Here is a 17,864-nt window from a genome sequence, read left to right as displayed (position 1 = left end):
TCAAGGCCGACCTGCGGTTCGACGGCATGGACTACCACGCCCTCAACGCGATGCTCAACCTGTACGACGCGGACGGCAAGATCCAGTTCGACGCCGACAAGCGCGCCGCTCGGGAGTACTTCCTGCAGCACGTGAACCAGAACACGGTGTTCTTCCACTCGCTCAAGGAGCGCCTGGACTACCTCGTGGAGAAGGAGTACTACGAGCCGGCCGTCCTGGAGAAGTACTCGTTCGAGTTCATCCAGCGCCTCAACGACTTCGCCTACGGCAAGAAGTTCCGGTTCGAGACGTTCCTCGGTGCCTTCAAGTACTACACGAGCTACACGCTGAAGACCTTCGACGGCAAGCGCTACCTCGAGCGGTTCGAAGACCGCGTCGTGATGACCGGTCTCGCCCTCGCCGACGGCGACGAGACCCTCGCGCTGAGCCTGGTCGACGAGATCCTCTCCGGCCGCTTCCAGCCGGCCACCCCGACGTTCCTCAACGCCGGCAAGGCCCAGCGCGGCGAGCTCGTCAGCTGCTTCCTGCTGCGCATCGAAGACAACATGGAGTCGATCTCGCGCGGCATCAACTCCTCGCTGCAGCTGTCCAAGCGCGGCGGCGGCGTCGCCCTCCTGCTGTCCAACATCCGCGAGGCGGGCGCTCCGATCAAGCAGATCGAGAACCAGTCCAGCGGCATCATCCCCGTGATGAAGCTCCTCGAAGACAGCTTCAGCTACGCCAACCAGCTCGGCGCGCGTCAGGGCGCGGGCGCGGTGTACCTGTCGGCCCACCACCCCGACATCCTGCGGTTCCTCGACACCAAGCGTGAGAACGCCGACGAGAAGATCCGCATCAAGACGCTGTCGCTGGGCGTGGTCGTGCCCGACATCACGTTCGAGCTGGCCAAGAACGACGAGGACATGTACCTGTTCTCGCCCTACGACGTCGAGCGCGTGTACGGCGTCCCCTTCGGCGACATCTCCGTGACGGAGAAGTACCGCGAGATGGTGGATGACCCGCGCATCAAGAAGACCAAGATCAACGCGCGCGAGTTCTTCCAGACCCTCGCCGAGATCCAGTTCGAGTCGGGCTACCCGTACATCATGTTCGAGGACACGGTGAACAAGGCCAACCCGATCAAGGGCCGGATCAACATGTCCAACCTCTGCAGCGAGATCCTGCAGGTGAACACGCCGACGACGTTCAACGAGGACCTGTCCTACGACCAGATCGGCAAGGACATCTCGTGCAACCTCGGCTCGCTCAACATCGCCCTGGCGATGGACGGCGGCAACCTCGCGCAGACGGTGGAGACCAGCATCCGCGCGCTCACCGCCGTCAGCGACCAGAGCCACATCCGCTCGGTGCGCTCGATCGAGGCCGGCAACGACCGTTCGCACGCGATCGGCCTGGGACAGATGAACCTGCACGGCTACCTCGCCCGTGAGCACGTCTACTACGGCTCGGAGGAGGGTGTGGACTTCACGAACATCTACTTCTACACCGTGCTGTTCCACGCCCTGCGGGCCTCGAACAAGCTCGCCATCGAGCGCGGCACGACGTTCGACGGGTTCTGGGACTCGACCTACGCCAGCGGAGAGTTCTTCGACAAGTACATCGAGCAGGTGTGGGAGCCCAAGACCGACAAGGTCAAGAGCATGTTCACCGGGCACCACATCCCCACGCAGGACGACTGGCGTGAGCTGAAGGCGTCGATCCAGCAGTTCGGCATCTACAACCAGAACCTGCAGGCGGTGCCCCCGACCGGGTCGATCTCCTACATCAACAACTCCACGAGCTCGATCCACCCCATCGCGGCGAAGATCGAGATCCGCAAGGAGGGCAAGCTCGGGCGCGTGTACTACCCGGCGGCGTTCATGACGAACGACAACCTGGAGTACTACCAGGACGCGTACGAGATCGGCTACGAGAAGGTCATCGACACGTACGCCGCGGCCACGCAGCACGTGGATCAGGGCCTGTCGCTCACGCTGTTCTTCAAGGACACCGCGACCACGCGCGACATCAACAAGGCGCAGATCTACGCCTGGCGCAAGGGCATCAAGACGATCTACTACATCCGGCTGCGCCAGATGGCCCTCGAGGGCACCGACATGAGCGAATGCGTCTCGTGCACGCTGTGACGCGCTGACCAGGATTCGAGAGAAGAAAAGATATGAGCGAGAAGCTCCAGCTCCTGGACCACGTCCAGGCCATCAACTGGAACCGCATCCAGGACGACAAGGACCTCGAGGTGTGGAACCGCCTCGTGAACAACTTCTGGCTGCCCGAGAAGGTGCCGCTGTCCAACGACATCCAGTCGTGGAACACGCTGACCCCCGACGAGCAGACCCTCACGATGCGGGTGTTCACCGGCCTGACGCTCCTGGACACCATCCAGGGCACCGTCGGGGCCGTCTCGCTCATCCCCGACGCGCTCACCCCGCACGAGGAGGCGGTGTACACCAACATCGCGTTCATGGAGTCGGTGCACGCGAAGAGCTACTCGTCGATCTTCTCGACGCTGTGCTCGACGAAGGAGATCGACGAGGCCTTCCGCTGGTCGGTGGAGAACCCGAATCTGCAGAAGAAGGCGCAGATCGTCATGGAGTACTACCGGGGCGACGAGCCGCTCAAGCGCAAGGTCGCCTCGACCCTGCTGGAGTCGTTCCTGTTCTACTCCGGCTTCTACCTGCCGATGCACTGGTCCTCGCGGGCGAAGCTCACCAACACCGCTGACCTCATCCGCCTCATCATCCGCGACGAGGCCGTGCACGGGTACTACATCGGCTACAAGTTCCAGAAGGGGCTCGAGCGGGTGGATGAGGCCACACGCGCCGACCTGAAGGACTACACCTTCTCGCTGCTGTACGAGCTCTACGACAACGAGGTGCAGTACACGCAGGACCTCTACGACGGCGTCGGCCTGACCGAGGACGTCAAGAAGTTCCTGCACTACAACGCCAACAAGGCGCTCATGAACCTCGGCTACGAGGCGATGTTCCCCTCGAGCGTGACGAACGTGAACCCCGCGATCCTGTCGGCCCTCTCGCCCAACGCCGACGAGAACCACGACTTCTTCTCAGGGTCGGGTTCGTCGTACGTCATCGGCAAGGCCGAGGCCACCGAAGACGAGGACTGGGACTTCTGAGCCCTCTCCGCACCGTCGGCTGATCGCACGAACGTCGGAGGATTCCACCCGGATCCTCCGACGTTCGTCGTTTTCTCCGACCATGGTGACAGCGCGAGCTGCGCGGGAGGATGAGCGCATGACGCGTTACGCCGTCGATGCCGCCGTCGCCCTCCGGATCGTGAGCGAGCCCATCGCCGTGGCATCCGCTCACCGGCTCGTGGGCCCGGCGATCCTCCGCTCGCATGCCCTCGCCGCGCTGTACCGGGACGTGCGGGCTGGCCGGATGGCCGAGGCCGAAGGGCTCCGGCTGCTCGAAGGGATCGCGGGGCTGAAGATCCGGCTGCTCGGCGACCGGGTCTCCCGGGCGACCGCGTGGCGGATCGCCGCGCAGCACGACTGGCCCGACATTGCCCTCGCCGAGTACCTCGCCGTGGCGTCCCTTCAGGCGGACGCTCTCCTCACCGACGACCCTGCGCTCGCCGCTGCCGCCGCGGGCATCGTGCGCGTGGCCGAGTTCGACGAACTGCGCACCCCGGACGCCGTGCACGGGTGACGCGCGGCGTCGGATGATCGCACCTACGTCGGAGGATTCCACCCGCATCCTCCGACCTACGTCGAATTCTCCGACGTCGGGGCGAGGGCGAGGGGGCTCAGCGCTTGACGGAGGCGGTCACCGTGAACTTCGGATTGCGGGCGATCTGCCGCGTCGGGCCGACCAGGCGGGTCAGCGCGGGGCGGTACTGCAGGGCGGAGTTCCACACCGTCCACAGCTCGCCGCCGGGGCGCAGGACGCGGGCGGCATCGGCGAACAGGTACGGCGCGATGCCCTCGTCGAGAGCCGCGCCGCGGTGGAACGGCGGGTTCAGAGCGATGAGGGAGGCGCCGGCATCCGGGAGCGCCGACAGCGCGTCATCCCGCACGACGGTCATCCGCTCGCTCACCCCGTTCGCGGCGGCGGTCGCGCGAGCGGATGCGACGGCGGCGGCGGACTCGTCGGAGGCGTATACGTGCAGGCCCGGATGCCGCACCGCCATCGTCGCCCCCACGACGCCGCTTCCGCACGCCAGGTCGAGAAACGGGTCGCGGCCGTCGGGGGAGGGGAGGTGCTCGAGCAGTAGGCGCGTTCCGATGTCGAGGGACGCGCCGGCGAAGACCCCGCCGAACGCGCACACGGTGACGCCGTCGTGGACGGCGCGGGCGGGCACCGGATCCCGTCCGTCGTGCGGACCGCGCGCGATCAGCACGCGCGACTTCTGCCGCGCATGGGTGACGTCGACCGTCGAGAAATGCTCGCGGAGGACGTCGTTCATCGAGACGCTCATGTGCTTGATCCGCCCGCCGGCGAACACGTTCACATCGGATGCGGCGTGCGCGGAGATGAGCCCCGCGATGTCGCGCAGCGCATCCAGCGAGCGCGGCAGGCGCAGCAGCACGAGGCGTGCGCCGCGGACCAGGTCGCCCGTCAAGGGCAGGGAGCGGACGGAATCCGCCAGGCCGAAGGCGCGGGCGTTGGCGTGGAGGGCGCGTTCATCCGAGAGTGGATCCTGGTGCACCCGAACGACGGATGCGGGGGCCTCGGCGGCCACGGGCAGCGCCAGCGCGCCGCTGACATCGCCGATCACGACGACGTCGTCCGCGTCCACACCGGCCCGCGCGGCGGCGGACTCGTCCAGGAGCAGCCGGTCCGCCGCGTCATGCGCCGCCGCGTCGCCACCGGGGCCGGGATCGCGCCGCAGCGCGTCGAGGGAGAAGTCCACCGCCCCACGTTACCCGTGGGGCCCGAGCGCCGCCGACGCGCGGGCCCAGGGAGGGTTCGTAGGCTGGGACTTCCCGAACCCGACGAGGAGACCCCGTGTTCCGCGCGCCCCTGACGCTCTTCCGCACCCTGGCCATCGCGGAGGCGGTGTCATGGACCATCCTCATCGCCGCCCTCATCATCCGCGCCGTCGCCGGCCTGGACATCGCCGTCTCCATCGGCGGCGCCATCCACGGTTTCGTGTTCCTCTCCTATGGCGCCACCGCGATCCTCGTGTCGCTCAACCAGCGCTGGCGCGTGTGGCCGACCGTCGTCGCCGTCGTCAGCGCGGTCATCCCGTACGCGACCATCCCGACCGAGATCTGGCTGAACCGATCCGGGCGCCTGACCGGCGCGTGGCGGCTTGAGGAGACCGACGATCCGCGCGACCGCACGGTGCTGGACCGCATGCTGCGGTTCTTCCTGCGCCGGCCGTGGGTGCTCGCGCTGCTCCTGGTGGCCGCGATCGTCGTGCTCTACGTCGCGCTGCTTCTCGTGGGCCCGCCCGGCGGGCGCGACTGACGTCGGAGAATCCGCTCAAGGTCGGAGGATGCCGTGCGCATCCTCCGACGAAGGCGCGATCCTCCGACGTGCGTGAGTACGGGCGCGCGCAACGAACGGCGCGCGAGCGGCGGATGCGGCGGGCCGGTCAGGCCCGCGCGGTCACGTGCGGTTGCCGAGGTGGATCGGCAGCGCGAACGCCGCCGAGACCAGCAGGATTCCGAGGATGAAGAACAGGGCCTGGAACGGGGCCAGCGCGAAGGAGATGCCGACGAGAAGCACCCCGCCGAGGAACAGGATGAGCGCGATAACGTACATGGGACCTCCTGCATCCAGGCTATCGTGCCTGGCGGCCCACTCCGTTCCTCCGAGGGAACAGGAGACAAGACGCGCAGGCAGCGGCAGGATGGTGCGGTGACCTCCGTCCAGCGGCAGCAGCCCGGTCCGCACAAGAAGAAGTCCCTGCGCGGCGACCGGCTGTCGGCCGCCCTCATGCTGCTGGGCGTCGCGATCGCCATGGTGTGGGCGAACATCCCGGGCGATTCGTACCACGACACGTGGGAGCTGCCGCTCGTTCTCGGCGCCGGGGACACCGCGATCACCTTCACGCTGCATGCCTTCGTCAACGAAGGCCTCATGACGCTGTTCTTCTTCCTCGTCGGCCTCGAGGTCAAGCACGAATTCGCCGTCGGCGAGCTGACCGACCGCTCCCGCGCGCTCGTGCCGATCACCGCCGCCGCCGCGGGACTGGTCCTGCCCGCGCTGATCTTCCTCCTGGTGAACCTCGGCGGCGGCGAGCCGGATGCGTGGGGAGTGGTCATCTCCACCGACACGGCCTTCCTCCTGGGCGCGCTGGCCATCATCGGACCGAAGTTCTCGGCGCGGCTGCGCACGTTCCTGCTCACCCTCGCCGTGGTCGACGACATCGGCGCGCTCCTGGCGATCGGGCTGTTCTACAACGACGGCCTGGACATCTGGCCGTTCGTCGTCTCGGTCGCCCTCATCGGGCTGCTCGCCCTCGTGCGGTTCCTGCCGGCGCCGCTGCGCCCTCCGGCGTACGTCCTGCTCGGTGCGGCGCTGTGGGTGGCGGTGTACCTCGCCGGCATCCACCCGACGCTGGCCGGAGTGGCCGTCGCCCTCCTGATACCCGTCTTCCCCCCGCGGCGCCCGGATGTGGAGCGTGCCGCGGAGCAGGCGCAGGCCTTCCGCGAGTCGCCGAACCCCCGGTATGCGGCGGCCGTCTCCCGGAGCCTGCGGGAATCCTTCTCTATCAACGACCGCGTGCAGGACGCGTGGCGCCCGTACATCATCTACGTCGTGCTTCCCATCTTCGCCGTGGCCAACGCCGGGGTGCACATCACCGGCGCGACCCTGGCTGACGCGCTCGCCTCACCCGTCGCGTGGGGGATCCTGGCCGGGCTCATCGTGGGCAAGTCCCTCGGAATCTTCGGTGCGACCTGGCTGGTGTGCGCATTCGGGCGGGGCCAGCTCGCGCCGGGGCTGAGTCTTCACCGCATCGCCGGCGGCGCGGCGCTGTCGGGGATCGGGTTCACCATCTCGCTCTTCCTCGTGCCCATCGCCATCAGCGACCCCGAGACGCGGGACATCGCGCGCGTGGCCGTGCTGGCCGCATCCGTTGTGGCCTTCTTCCTGGGATGGGCGATCCTGGCGATCGGTGATCGCCTCAGCCCCCCGCAGGCGATCGGAGCGCGGCTGGCGCGGCCGGTGGATCCCCTGCGCGACCACGTCAAGGGCAGCATGGCCGCGCCGTACGAGATCGTCGAGTACGGCGATTTCGAGTGCCCGTTCTGCAGTCGCGCGACGGGGTCGGTGGACGCGGTGCGCGAGCACTTCGGCGCCGATATCCGCTGGGTGTGGCGCCATCTGCCGCTGGACCACGTCCATCCCCACGCGCAGGAGGCCGCTCAGGCCGCGGAGGCGGCGGCGATGCAGGAGCAGTTCTTCCCGATGGCGAGCAAACTGTTCGCGCACCAGGCCCACCTCGAGCGGGACGACCTGTTCCGCTACGCCGAGATGCTGGGGCTGGATCCCGACCGCTTCGCCGACGACTTCGCGTCGGCCCGCGTGCTCCGCCGCATCCAGGACGATCGGCTGGATGCGGAGATCATGGACCTGAACTCCACGCCGACGTTCTTCGTCAACGGGTACCGGCACGTCGGGCCGTACGACTCCGCCACGCTCATCCGAGCGCTGCAGTCGGGCGCGCGGGAGGCTCCGGCACCGCGCTGAGCCGCAGCACATCCTGGGCGAGCAGCGTCGCACCGGCGACGGCGGCGGGCATCACGGCGATCGCGCCGAAGGGGATCAGGAAGCACAGCTGCGTCGCGACGCCGAACCCCAGGGCACGCGCGCGGGAGGTGCGCAGGAGGCGCTTGCGCTCGGCGGGGCCGATGCCGCGCGCGGTGAGGGCCCGGGAGCTGAGCTCGTCCGCCAGCAGGCGGCCCGTCAGGGCTACGCCGAGCACGGCGCCGGCCACGCCGCCCACCACCGGCACCAGGCCCACCAGCCAGGCCAGCAGCGCCACGCCCACGCCCCGGGCGAAGAGCGAGAGCGCGTCGCCGGCCGCGCGCCAGAAGCCGTAGCCGGCGTCGGGGACGGAGCCGGCGGTGTCGCGCTCGACGGCGCGCCAGATGCGGTCGTAGAACGGCTCGCCCAGAGTGAGGGTCAGCGCCGTGGTGGTGGATGCGGCCAGGAACAGCGCACCGCCGAAGGTCGCCAGTCCCAGCGCAAGACGCACCGCCCCCGACCAGAACTCCGGCCACCCGTCGGCGAAGGGCGTGAGGGTGACCACCAGGTCCGGCAGCGCCATCCCCAGCGCGATGAGCGCGGCGAGCATGAGCAGCGCCACGATCGCGGCGGGCACGAGCCCCAAGGCCATCACGCCGGGGATCCGGCGCCACATCCCGAACCCGCGCCCCAGGGTGCCCGCTCCGCGCAGAAATTCCCGCATGCGCGCAAGTCTCCCAGAACCGCCGCACGCCGGTGACATGATGGCCTCGTCGACAGGAGCGCCGGATGCAGCTGCGGACCACCTCGACGCAACGGACCTACCGCTACGTGCGGGTCGGGCTCGTGGCGGTCGTGCTGTTCGTCGGCGTGGGGGTGGGGGCGCAGGTCGCGGCCGGCGGCGCCCTGGCCTCGCTCAGCGCGTCGTACTACACGCCGGCCCGCAACGTCTTCGTGGGCGCGTTGTGCGCCGTGAGCCTCGCGCTGCTGGCCCTGTCGGGGCGCAGTCTCGAGCAGGCGCTGCTGGATCTGGCCGCGCTGCTGGCCCCCGTCATCGCACTCGTGCCCGCACCGGTCATGGCCGGCGACGTCCCCGGCCTGGATCCGCGCTGTCCCGCGATGACCCCGTGCGTTCCCGCCGCGGCCGTCCCCGAGGTGGCGAACGGGATGCTGGCGCTGACGGTCCTGGGGGTCGTCGGAGTCGTGGGCGCCGCCGCGCTGGCGCTGGCGCAGCGCAGCTTCACCCTCGGGGTGGGCGTCACGCTCCTGACCGCGGCTCTGCTGGTGGGTTCGGCGGCAGCATGGTGGGTGGTGTCGCCGGAGACCTTCCTCCGCCGCGGCCACGACGCCGCGACGCTCGGCTTCTTCACGCTCGTCACGCTCGTGGCGGCCCTCGCCGCCCTGCGCTCGGCGGCCCACTCGGCGCGGGCGCGGCGCATCCTGCGTGCCGTGTACGCCGTCACTGCGGTGGGGATCCTCGTAACACTCGTGGTGCTGGCCGCCGTGCTGGCACTGCGCGGACGGGGCGTCGACCTGGTCGCGCTCACGGGCCTGCCGCTCATCTTCCTCGGAGAGGCCGTGGCCCTCGCGCTGTTCGCGGTGTTCTGGGTGGCGCAGACCGCGGAGTTCTGGGATGCAGCGGATCCGGCCGTTCGCGGCGAACCGGGAATACCCAGGCGACTCCAGCGTTGAACTTGATATCACAGCGCTCAAGTTGGAAACTTGATAGCGCACGACTCAAGTACTACAGGAGACGGGAATGCCCGAAGACTTCACCCCCCACGCCGGCGACGGCGCGAACTCGTTCGACGAGTTCCTGGCGCGGTATCTCGCCGGTGAGCGCGCCCGCGCCGAGCGCTCGATCGACCTCAGCAGGTTCCTGAGCGCGCGCACGCAGGCGCTGCTCCAGCAGGCCGGCCGCTTTGCCCTGGAGCGCGGTCAGCGCGAGCTCGACGCCCTGCACGTGCTGCGCGTCCTGGTGGACGACGCCCCCGTGCGCGAGGCCGTGACCCGCATCGGCGCCGACGCCGCGGCGATCGCCCGTGCGACCGAGGAGCGGCTGCCCGCCGCATCCGCCCCCGCCGGGGTGGAGGGCGCGGTCGTCACGCCCTCAGTGCAGCGCGCGCTGTTCCACGCGTTCCAGGTCGCCCGCTCGGCCGGCTCCACCTACGTCGACCCCGAGCACCTCTTCTTCGCCCTCGTGCTGGCGCAGGATGCGCCCGCCGGACAGGTCCTCGCCCAGGCCGGTGTCACCGCCGAGGCCCTCACTCAGGGCGTGCGGGAGACGGTGACCGCCGGGACCGGCACTCAGACCGCACCCGAGGCGGCAGGGGAGAGCCAGACGCCGAACCTCGACAAGTTCGGCACCGACCTGACCGCGCGCGCCGCGGCGGGCGAGCTCGACCCTGTCATCGGGCGCAGCGAGGAGATCGAGCAGACGATCGAGATCCTCAGCCGCCGCACGAAGAACAACCCCGTGCTGGTGGGTGAGGCCGGCGTCGGCAAGACCGCCATCGTGGAGGGCCTGGCATCGGCCATCGTGGCCGGTGACGTGCCGGAGCAGCTGGTGGGCAAGCGCGTCATCGCGCTGGACCTGCCGGCGATGCTCGCCGGAACCCGCTACCGCGGCGACTTCGAGGAGCGCCTCACCCAGACGATGGGAGAGGTCGCCGCCCTCAAGGGCGAGCTGATCCTCTTCATCGACGAGGTGCACACCGTCGTCGGTGCCGGCGGCGCCGGAGAGGGCGGCATGGATGCGGGCAACATCCTCAAGCCGCGCCTGGCGCGCGGCGACCTGCACCTGGTCGGCGCCACGACGCTGAAGGAGTACCGCACGATCGAGAAGGACCCGGCGCTGGAGCGCCGCTTCCAGCCCGTCCGCGTGGGCGAGCCCTCGATCGAGGACGCGGTGGAGATCCTGCGGGGCCTGCGTCCCGCGTACGAGGAGCACCACGGCGTCGCCTACACCGACGAGGCGCTGCGCGCCGCGGTGGAGCTCGGCGACCGGTACCTCACCGAGCGCGTACTGCCGGACAAGGCGATCGACCTCATCGACCAGGCCGGCGCGCGGCTGCGTCTGCGCCTGGGGGTTCAGGTCGACGTGTCGGCGCTGATGGAGCGCCTGGCGACGCTGGAAGCCGACAAGAACGCCGCCGTCTCGGCGGAGCACTATGAGGAGGCCTCCCGCATCCGCGACGAGATCGTCAAGGTGCAGGAGCGGATCGAAGCGGCCACCTCCACCGGCACCGCCCGCTCGGATGCCGCCGTCGTGGACGAGCCGGAGATCGCCGCCGTCATCAGCCGCGCCACCGGCATCCCGGTGAACCGGCTGACGGAGTCCGAGCGCGAGCGCCTCGCGGCGCTCGAGGACGAACTGCACGGCCGCGTGATCGGCCAGGACGACGCGGTCGCCGCCGTCGCCAAGTCGGTGCGGCGCAACCGCACCGGCATGGGCGACCCCCGCCGCCCGGTGGGATCGTTCCTGTTCCTCGGCCCGACCGGCGTCGGCAAGACGGAGCTCGCCAAGGCCCTGGCCGCTTCTCTGTTCGACGACGAGACCGCGGTCGTCCGGTTCGACATGAGCGAGTTCGGCGAGCGTCACACCGTGTCGCGGCTGGTCGGTGCTCCTCCGGGATACGTCGGCTACGACGAGGCCGGTCAGCTGACCGAGCGCGTGCGGCGCAACCCGTACTCGATCGTCCTGTTCGACGAGATCGAGAAGGCCCACCCCGACGTGTTCAACCTGCTGCTGCAGGTGCTCGACGACGGGCGCCTCACCGACGGTCAGGGCCGCACGGTCGACTTCCGCAACACCGTCGTGGTGATGACCTCGAACCTCGGCAGCGAGTTCCTGGCCTCGCGCTCCGGCGCGATCGGGTTCATCGCCGACGGGGGCGGGGCCACCGGCTTCGGCTCCGAGAAGGACCTGCGCGACCGCGTCATGGGCAAGCTCCGCGAGGCGATGCGACCGGAATTCCTCAACCGCATCGATGAGATCGTGCTGTTCCGCAAGCTCGACCTGCCGCAGCTGCGTCAGATCGTGCGCCTCATGCTGGGGGCCACCGAAGGCCGGCTGGCCAAGCGCGAGATCACGCTGGAGGTCACCGAGGCCGCGGCGGACTGGCTCGCCGAGCACGGCTACGAGCCGGAGTACGGCGCCCGGCCGCTCCGCCGCCTCATCCAGCGCGAGGTGGACGACCGCATCGCGGACCTTTTCGTCACCGGCGCCCTCGCCGACGGCGGATCCGTCACGGTGGACGCCGCCGACGGCGAGCTGTCGGTGCGCGCCGAGCACCCGGTGCTCGCCGCCGCCGCGTAATCGCGTTCCGGAACGCCTCCCGAGTCCGCTCGGGAGGCGTTCCGTCGTTTCGTGGCAGGGTGGAGGCCATGACGGTCTCCCTCGGTGTCGCCGGGTCGCTCGGACCCGACCTGCTCGCCCGCCTCGCCCCCGCCGTCGAGGACGCCGGCTTCGCCGCCCTGTGGATCAACGACACCCCCGGCGGCGACGCGCTGGCGGGCCTGGCCGCAGCGGCGCGCACGACATCGCGGTTGAGGCTGGCCACGGGTGTGATCCCGGTCGACCGCCGCCCCGCCCCCGCGATCGCCGACGCCGTGGAGGCCGCCGATCTGCCCGCCGAGCGCCTCGTGCTGGGCATCGGATCCGGCGCCGCACGCGAGGGGGCGTTGGACCGCGTGTCCGACGCGGTCGAGGTCCTGCGCGCCCGTGTCGGCGGCCGCATCGTGGTGGGGGCGCTGGGACCCCGGATGCGGCGCCTGGGCGCCGAACGATCGGACGGGATCCTCCTGAACTGGGTGACGGCGGAGACCGCGGCCGCGCAGGCGCGCGAGGCGCGTGCGGCGTCGGCCGGCGCATCCGTCGCCGTCTACGTCCGCACCGCCGTGGACCCCGCGGCGCGCTCGCGCCTGGAGGAGGAGGCCGGACGGTACGCGACGTTCCCGAACTACGCCGCGAACTTCGCGCGCATGGGCGTGCCGGCCGTCGCGACGACCTTCCCCGATGCCGCCGCGCTCGCCGAGGGCCTCCCCGCCTACGAGCGCGCTGTGGACGAGGTCGTCCTGCGTGCGGTGACGCCCACGGACGACCTCGACGCCTACCTCGCTTTCGTCGCCGCCACCGCCCCCGGCGCCTGAACCCGGGCGGCGCAAGCCCGCGCCGGGTGTGGGCACCGGGTGGAAGAATGCCGGGATGCTGCTCGCCGACGTCGTCGCCACCGTCACCGCCGTGTCCGCCACGCGCGCCCGGTCGGCGAAGATCGACGCCCTCGCTCGGCTGCTGGCGCAGCTTGAGCCGGACGAGATCGTGCCCGCCGTGGGGCTGCTCACCGCCTCTCCGCGGCAGGGACGCCTGGGCGTGGGATGGCGCACCCTCTCGGGGCTGCCCGCCGGATCCGCCCCCGAGGCCACGGTCACCGTCGGCGACGTGGATGCGGCGTTCACCGCGCTGGCGGAGACCGCCGGTGCCGGGTCGGGCGCGCGGCGCGGCGAGGTGCTGGCCTCGCTCGCACGGCGGACGACTCCGGAGGAATGGGATCTGCTCGCCCGCGTTCTGATGGGCGAGCTGCGCACCGGAGCGCTGGAGGGAGTGCTCCTGGAGGCGATCGCACGCGCCGCGCAGCGCGAGCCCGCGGAGGTCCGCCGGGCCGCGATGCTCTCCGGCGACCTCGGCGAGACGGCGCGCATCGCGCTGACCGAGCCGCCCGACGCGCTCGCGGAGGTGGGGCTCGTGGTGGGGCGGCCGGTGCTGCCCATGCTCGCGGCCACCGCCGCGACGGCGGGCGACGCGGTCACGGCCACCGGTTCCTCCTCGGTCGAGTACAAGCTCGACGGCGCACGCATCCAGGTGCATCGGCGCGGTGACGAGGTCCGCGTCTTCACGCGCAGCCTCGCCGAGGTGACCGCGCGCGTGCCGGAGATCGTCGAGGCCGTCCGCGGCTTGCCGGCGACCGACCTCATCCTGGACGGGGAGACGCTGTCGCTGGATGAGAGCGGGGCGCCGCGGGCGTTCCAGGACACGATGGCGCGGTTCGGTGCCGAGACGGCGCGCCGGATCGCGCTGCGCCCGTGGTTCTTCGATGTGCTCCACGTGGACGGACGTGACGTGCTCGACGAGCCGCTGTCGGTGCGGCAGCAGGAGCTGGAGCGGGTCGCGGGGCCGTGGCGGGTCCCGGCGATCACGACGGACGACCCCAGCGAGGCGGAGGAGTTCGCCGGCGCCGCGCTGGATGCCGGGCACGAGGGAGTCATGGTGAAGGACCTCGCCGCGCCCTACGTCGCGGGCCGGCGCGGCACGGCGTGGCTGAAGATCAAGCCGGTGCACACGTTCGACCTCGTCGTCCTGGCGGTGGAGGAGGGGTCAGGGCGTCGGGCGGGATGGCTGTCGAACCTGCATCTGGGCGCGTACGACCCCGAGGGGGAGTTCGGCGAACCGGGCGGCTACGTGATGGTCGGGAAGACCTTCAAGGGCCTCACCGACGAGCTGCTGCGCTGGCAGACGGAGCACTTCCCGACCATCCAGACCCGGCGCACCGCGGGCACCGTGCACGTCGCACCGGTCACCGTCGTGGAGATCGCGATCGACGGCGTGCAGCGATCGCCGCGCTATCCCGGCGGCGTCGCGCTCCGCTTCGCGCGGGTCAAGGCGTACCGGCCCGACAAGCGCCCCGTCGATGCCGACACGATCCAGCGGCTGCGCGGGATGCTGCGGGGCTGACGCCTCGGCGCCTGCGTGCGAGGATGGCGCCATGACGCGCGCGCAAGGACCGGCGTTCGGTATCGAGTACCGCAGCGCGGGGGCACTGGCCGCCCCACGCTGCGTGCTCGTGGTGCGCAGCGGCGCCATCGCCACCACCGACCCGGCCCCGCTGGTCACCGCCGAGCATCACGTGCGGCTGCTGCTGATCGCCGTCGACGAGCCCGAACTCGACGACCCGCCGACCTTCGGCGGCGAGACCCCCGCCGGCTCCACCGCGGCCGAGGTCCTCGCACTGCTGCGCGAGGAGGTGCCCGACGGACCCGTCGGGGTCGTGGGGGAGCGGGCCGCTGCCCTGTTCGCCGTCGCGCTCGCGGCGGCCCTGGGCGATCGCGCCGACCGGCTGGCGCTGGTGGGCGTGCCACTGCCGGAGACCGGCCTCGCCCGCGACCTCGTGTCGGACGCCCTCGCACGGGTCGCCGCCGACACCCTCGTCGTCAACGACTCCGCCGATGAGGCCGCCCCCGAAGACGCGGCGCGGTGGTACGCCGAACGCCTGCCGCATGCCCGGGCCGACGTGCTCAGCCGTGAGGCCGCCGGTGCCCTGGACGGCCGGCTCGGGCTCACGGCGGTGTGGCCGCGCGTGCTGGCCCATGTCGCCCCGGACACCCGGCACTGATGCGCATCGTCGTCCTCACCGGCGCCGGTATCTCCGCCGAAAGCGGCCTGGCCACCTTCCGCGACGCCGGCGGGCTGTGGGAGGGTCACTCCGTCGCCGACGTAGCCACGCCGGAGGGGTACGCCCGCGACCCCGACACCGTGCTGGCCTTCTACGACGAGCGGCGCCGCATCGCCGCATCCGCGCTCCCCAACGCCGCCCACTTCGCGCTCGCCCGGCTGGAGGAGGCGCAGGGCGACGGGCTGCTGGTGGTGACGCAGAACGTCGACGACCTGCACGAGCGGGCCGGCACGCGGCGCCTCGTGCACATGCACGGCGAGCTGTTCCGCGCGCTGTGCACGCGGTGTCACGCCCGCACCCCCTGGATCGGCGACCTGCGCGGCCGGCCGGAGTGCCCGCACTGCGGGGCGCGCGCGCTGCGGCCGGACGTGGTGTGGTTCGGCGAGATGCCGTACGGCCTGGACCGCATCGAGGAGGCGGTGAGCGAGGCCGACGTCTTCGTCTCGGTGGGCACCTCGGGGGAGGTGTATCCGGCCGCCGGGTACGCCGCGCTCGCCGCCGCGCACGGCGCGCGGACGGTCGAGCTCAACCTCGTGCCCAGCGATCCGGTGATCCCGTTCGACGAGGTCCGCGCAGGGCCGGCGACGACGGTCGTGCCGGCCTGGGTCGACGACGTCCTCGCCGAGGCCTGACGGGGCGGTCAGCTCCTCAGGAACGAGCCGCCCGCCCGCAGCCGCGACACGGCGTCGACGGTGGCGGCGAGGATCAGCACGCCGCCGGTGACGAGCAGGTTGATGCCGGCGGGCAGGTTGAGCAGGCCCAGCCCGTTGGTGATGCACGCGATCACGAGCGCGCCGATGGCGGCGTGGATGAGCCGGCCGCGGCCGCCGAACAGGCTGACACCTCCGACGACGGCGGCAGCCACCCCGCTCAGCACGATGTCACGACCCACCGTGGCGTCGACCGACCCGACGCGGGAGACGCTGAAGAGGGCGGATGCCACGGCGAGGGTGGAGCAGATCACGAACGCCCACCACTTCACCCAGCGCACCTTCACTCCCGAGCGCCGCGCCGCCTCGGCGTTGCCGCCGATGGCGTAGATGTACCGGCCGAACCGCGTGCGGTCCAGCACGAACGTCCCGAGCCACAGGATCGCGAGCGTCACCGGCACGATGACGGGCACCCCCTGCACCGCGACGACGGACTGGCCCCGGTCCTGGTTGAGGATGTAGACGAACACCCCGCCGATCACGGCGATGACGGCGAGCTTGATCCACACGAGCGACATCGCCCGGTTAGGCACGCCCGCCTTGGTGCGCCGCGCCCGATCCCAGAACGACGTGCCGGCCGAGACGGCCAGCATGACCGCCAGCATCGCCCAGCCTCCCCACACCGGCAGGTTGCCGTTCTGCAGCGCGAGGAGCTCGGGCACCTGCAGGCGGTACAGCCCGCCGTCGCCGATGATGACCAGGGCGAGTCCCTGGTAGCCGAGGAAGAGCCCGAGGGTCACCACGAACGAGGGGATCCCCACGCGCGCGACGAAGAAGCCGATGAGGGCGCCGGTGATCAGCCCGACCGCGAATCCGACCAGGAGCGCGAGAGGCCAGTCGATCCCGAACTGCGTGTTGAGCACGACGAACAGGGCCATCGCGACGCCGCCGGTCACTCCCGCCGACAGGTCGATCTCACCGAGCAGGAGGACGAACACGAGCGCCATCCCCAGCATCACGAGCGTCGCGGCCTGATTGAGCAGGTTCGCGAAATTGCGTTCGGTGAGGAAGAACGGGCTCAGCGTCGAGAAGAGCAGCGTCAGCACGACGAGCCCCCCGATGGCCGGCAGGGCGCCCATGTCGCCCGAGCGGACGCGCTGCCACCACGCCACCACCTGATCGCGCAGGCCCCCCTCCACACCGCTTCCGATGAGGTCGGCGGCCAGCGGATCCGGCGACGCGTTCGTGCGGGCGACGTGGGTCATGCCGGGTCCCCCTCGGTCGGGATGGTGTCGGTGGTCAGCAGGGGAGCGCCGGTGAGGGTCTTGGTCCCGGTGATGTAGCCCACGACGTCGTCGCGCGTGGTGTCCTGCGCGCGCACCTGGGCGACCAGCTGGCCGAGGTAGAGCACGGCGATGTCGTCGGCGACGGCGAACACGTCGGCGAGGTTGTGGCTGATCAGCACGACGGCGACCCCCTGCTGGGCCAGCCGCTCCACGAGGTGGAGCACCTGCTCGGTCTGGGCGACGCCGAGGGCGGCGGTGGGCTCGTCCAGGATCACCACGCGCGCCTTCTTCAGGACGGCCCTCGCGATGGCGACGGTCTGGCGCTGCCCGCCGGAGAGGGACGACACCTTCTGCCGCACCGATTTCACCGTGCGCACCGACAGCGAGCGCAGCGTGTCCGAGGCCTCCCGTTCCATCCGCCCCTCATCGAGGGTGCCGGTGGACAGCTCCTCGCGGCCGAGGAACATGTTCTGCACGATGTCGAGGTTGTCGCACAGCGCGAGGTCCTGGTAGACGACCTCGATCCCCAGTGCCGCGGCATCCCGGGGAGTGTGCAGGTCGCGGTGCGCGCCGTCGATGCGCACCTCGCCCCCGTCGTAGGGCTGCACCCCCGCGAGCCCTTTGATGAGGGTGGACTTGCCGGCGCCGTTGTCGCCCACGAGGGCGGTGACGGTGCCGGGGAACACCTGCAGATCCACCCCTTTGAGGACGCTGACGGGGCCGAAGGACTTCTTCACGCCGATGAGTTCGATGATCGGGTCAGTCATTGCCGCTTCCCTGCGCTGTGCCGGACCGAAACGGGGGCGCCGCGCCGGATCGACG

Annotated in this window: 16 protein-coding genes; 11 read left to right on the top strand and 5 right to left on the bottom strand. The window is 70.9% G+C overall.

Annotated elements, in window-relative coordinates:
- Positions 1–26 precede the first annotated feature (26 nt).
- The 3 genes from nrdE to E4K62_RS12460 all read left to right on the top strand — a co-directional run bounded on the left by nrdE (position 27) and on the right by E4K62_RS12460 (position 3,668).
- Entirely contained in the window at positions 27–2,126 is a 2,100-nt protein-coding gene (gene nrdE / locus E4K62_RS12470; protein ID WP_135071337.1) for a class 1b ribonucleoside-diphosphate reductase subunit alpha, read from the top strand.
- 32 nt (positions 2,127–2,158) lie between these two features.
- The gene (gene nrdF, locus E4K62_RS12465) at positions 2,159–3,133 is read left to right on the top strand and encodes a class 1b ribonucleoside-diphosphate reductase subunit beta (RefSeq protein WP_135067901.1); all 975 of its coding nucleotides are present in this window, start codon (positions 2,159–2,161) and stop codon (positions 3,131–3,133) included.
- Between the two features lie 118 nt (positions 3,134–3,251).
- Positions 3,252–3,668, top strand: a complete 417-nt coding sequence (locus tag E4K62_RS12460) for a PIN domain-containing protein (RefSeq protein WP_135067899.1) — start codon at positions 3,252–3,254, stop codon at positions 3,666–3,668.
- 97 nt (positions 3,669–3,765) lie between these two features.
- Here E4K62_RS12460 and E4K62_RS12455 read toward each other — a convergent pair whose 3' ends face one another.
- Positions 3,766–4,872, bottom strand: a complete 1,107-nt coding sequence (locus E4K62_RS12455; RefSeq protein ID WP_135067897.1) for a class I SAM-dependent methyltransferase — start codon at positions 4,870–4,872, stop codon at positions 3,766–3,768.
- 95 nt (positions 4,873–4,967) lie between these two features.
- Here E4K62_RS12455 and E4K62_RS12450 point away from each other — a divergent pair, with 95 nt between their 5' ends.
- Positions 4,968–5,432 carry a DUF3817 domain-containing protein gene (locus tag E4K62_RS12450; RefSeq protein WP_135067895.1) on the top strand — a complete coding sequence of 155 codons (465 nt, stop codon included), beginning with the start codon at positions 4,968–4,970 and terminating at the stop codon, positions 5,430–5,432.
- Between the two features lie 141 nt (positions 5,433–5,573).
- Here the strand turns inward: E4K62_RS12450 and E4K62_RS18725 are convergent, their stop codons facing one another.
- Positions 5,574–5,729, bottom strand: a complete 156-nt coding sequence (locus E4K62_RS18725; protein ID WP_167747785.1) for a hypothetical protein — start codon at positions 5,727–5,729, stop codon at positions 5,574–5,576.
- A gap of 96 nt (positions 5,730–5,825) precedes the next feature.
- On the opposite strand from E4K62_RS18725, the gene nhaA reads away from it, so the two are divergent.
- Complete coding sequence (gene nhaA, locus E4K62_RS12445) at positions 5,826–7,661, top strand: Na+/H+ antiporter NhaA (RefSeq protein WP_240742687.1); 1,836 nt, start codon at positions 5,826–5,828, stop codon at positions 7,659–7,661.
- On the opposite strand, the gene E4K62_RS12440 is transcribed toward nhaA, so the two are convergent.
- Complete coding sequence (locus E4K62_RS12440; protein ID WP_135067893.1) at positions 7,612–8,382, bottom strand: EI24 domain-containing protein; 771 nt, start codon at positions 8,380–8,382, stop codon at positions 7,612–7,614. The two genes, nhaA and E4K62_RS12440, sit on opposite strands and share 50 nt — an antisense overlap.
- A 65-nt stretch (positions 8,383–8,447) precedes the next feature.
- Here E4K62_RS12440 and E4K62_RS12435 point away from each other — a divergent pair, with 65 nt between their 5' ends.
- From E4K62_RS12435 to E4K62_RS12410, 6 genes are all read left to right on the top strand, one after another.
- Positions 8,448–9,350 carry a hypothetical protein gene (locus E4K62_RS12435; protein ID WP_135067891.1) on the top strand — a complete coding sequence of 301 codons (903 nt, stop codon included), beginning with the start codon at positions 8,448–8,450 and terminating at the stop codon, positions 9,348–9,350.
- A gap of 67 nt (positions 9,351–9,417) precedes the next feature.
- Complete coding sequence (locus tag E4K62_RS12430) at positions 9,418–11,976, top strand: ATP-dependent Clp protease ATP-binding subunit (protein WP_135067889.1); 2,559 nt, start codon at positions 9,418–9,420, stop codon at positions 11,974–11,976.
- Between the two features lie 68 nt (positions 11,977–12,044).
- A complete protein-coding gene (locus tag E4K62_RS12425; protein ID WP_135067887.1) occupies positions 12,045–12,809 on the top strand; it encodes an LLM class flavin-dependent oxidoreductase in 765 nt (254 codons plus the stop codon).
- A gap of 55 nt (positions 12,810–12,864) precedes the next feature.
- On the top strand, positions 12,865–14,388 hold the full coding sequence (locus E4K62_RS12420) for an ATP-dependent DNA ligase (protein WP_135067885.1): 1,524 nt from the start codon (positions 12,865–12,867) through the stop codon (positions 14,386–14,388).
- A gap of 31 nt (positions 14,389–14,419) precedes the next feature.
- Positions 14,420–15,046 (top strand): hypothetical protein, encoded by a 627-nt coding sequence (locus E4K62_RS12415; protein ID WP_135067883.1) that lies wholly within the window; start codon positions 14,420–14,422, stop codon positions 15,044–15,046.
- The gene (locus E4K62_RS12410) at positions 15,046–15,738 is read left to right on the top strand and encodes an NAD-dependent deacylase (protein ID WP_135067881.1); all 693 of its coding nucleotides are present in this window, start codon (positions 15,046–15,048) and stop codon (positions 15,736–15,738) included. The genes E4K62_RS12415 and E4K62_RS12410 overlap by 1 nt, the downstream gene beginning before the upstream one ends.
- Positions 15,739–15,746: 8 nt before the next feature.
- Here the strand turns inward: E4K62_RS12410 and E4K62_RS12405 are convergent, their stop codons facing one another.
- Both E4K62_RS12405 and E4K62_RS12400 read right to left on the bottom strand, forming a co-directional pair.
- Complete coding sequence (locus tag E4K62_RS12405) at positions 15,747–17,021, bottom strand: sugar ABC transporter permease (protein ID WP_135067879.1); 1,275 nt, start codon at positions 17,019–17,021, stop codon at positions 15,747–15,749.
- A complete protein-coding gene (locus tag E4K62_RS12400) occupies positions 17,018–17,809 on the bottom strand; it encodes an ATP-binding cassette domain-containing protein (RefSeq protein WP_135067877.1) in 792 nt (263 codons plus the stop codon). The genes E4K62_RS12405 and E4K62_RS12400 overlap by 4 nt, the downstream gene beginning before the upstream one ends.
- Positions 17,810–17,864: the final 55 nt, after the last annotated feature.

This window comes from Microbacterium wangchenii, assembly GCF_004564355.1.
Taxonomy (GTDB): Bacteria; Actinomycetota; Actinomycetes; order Actinomycetales; family Microbacteriaceae; genus Microbacterium; species Microbacterium wangchenii.
Note: the sequence above shows the minus strand (reverse complement) of the source record. Positions and strands in the feature narration are given on the sequence as shown.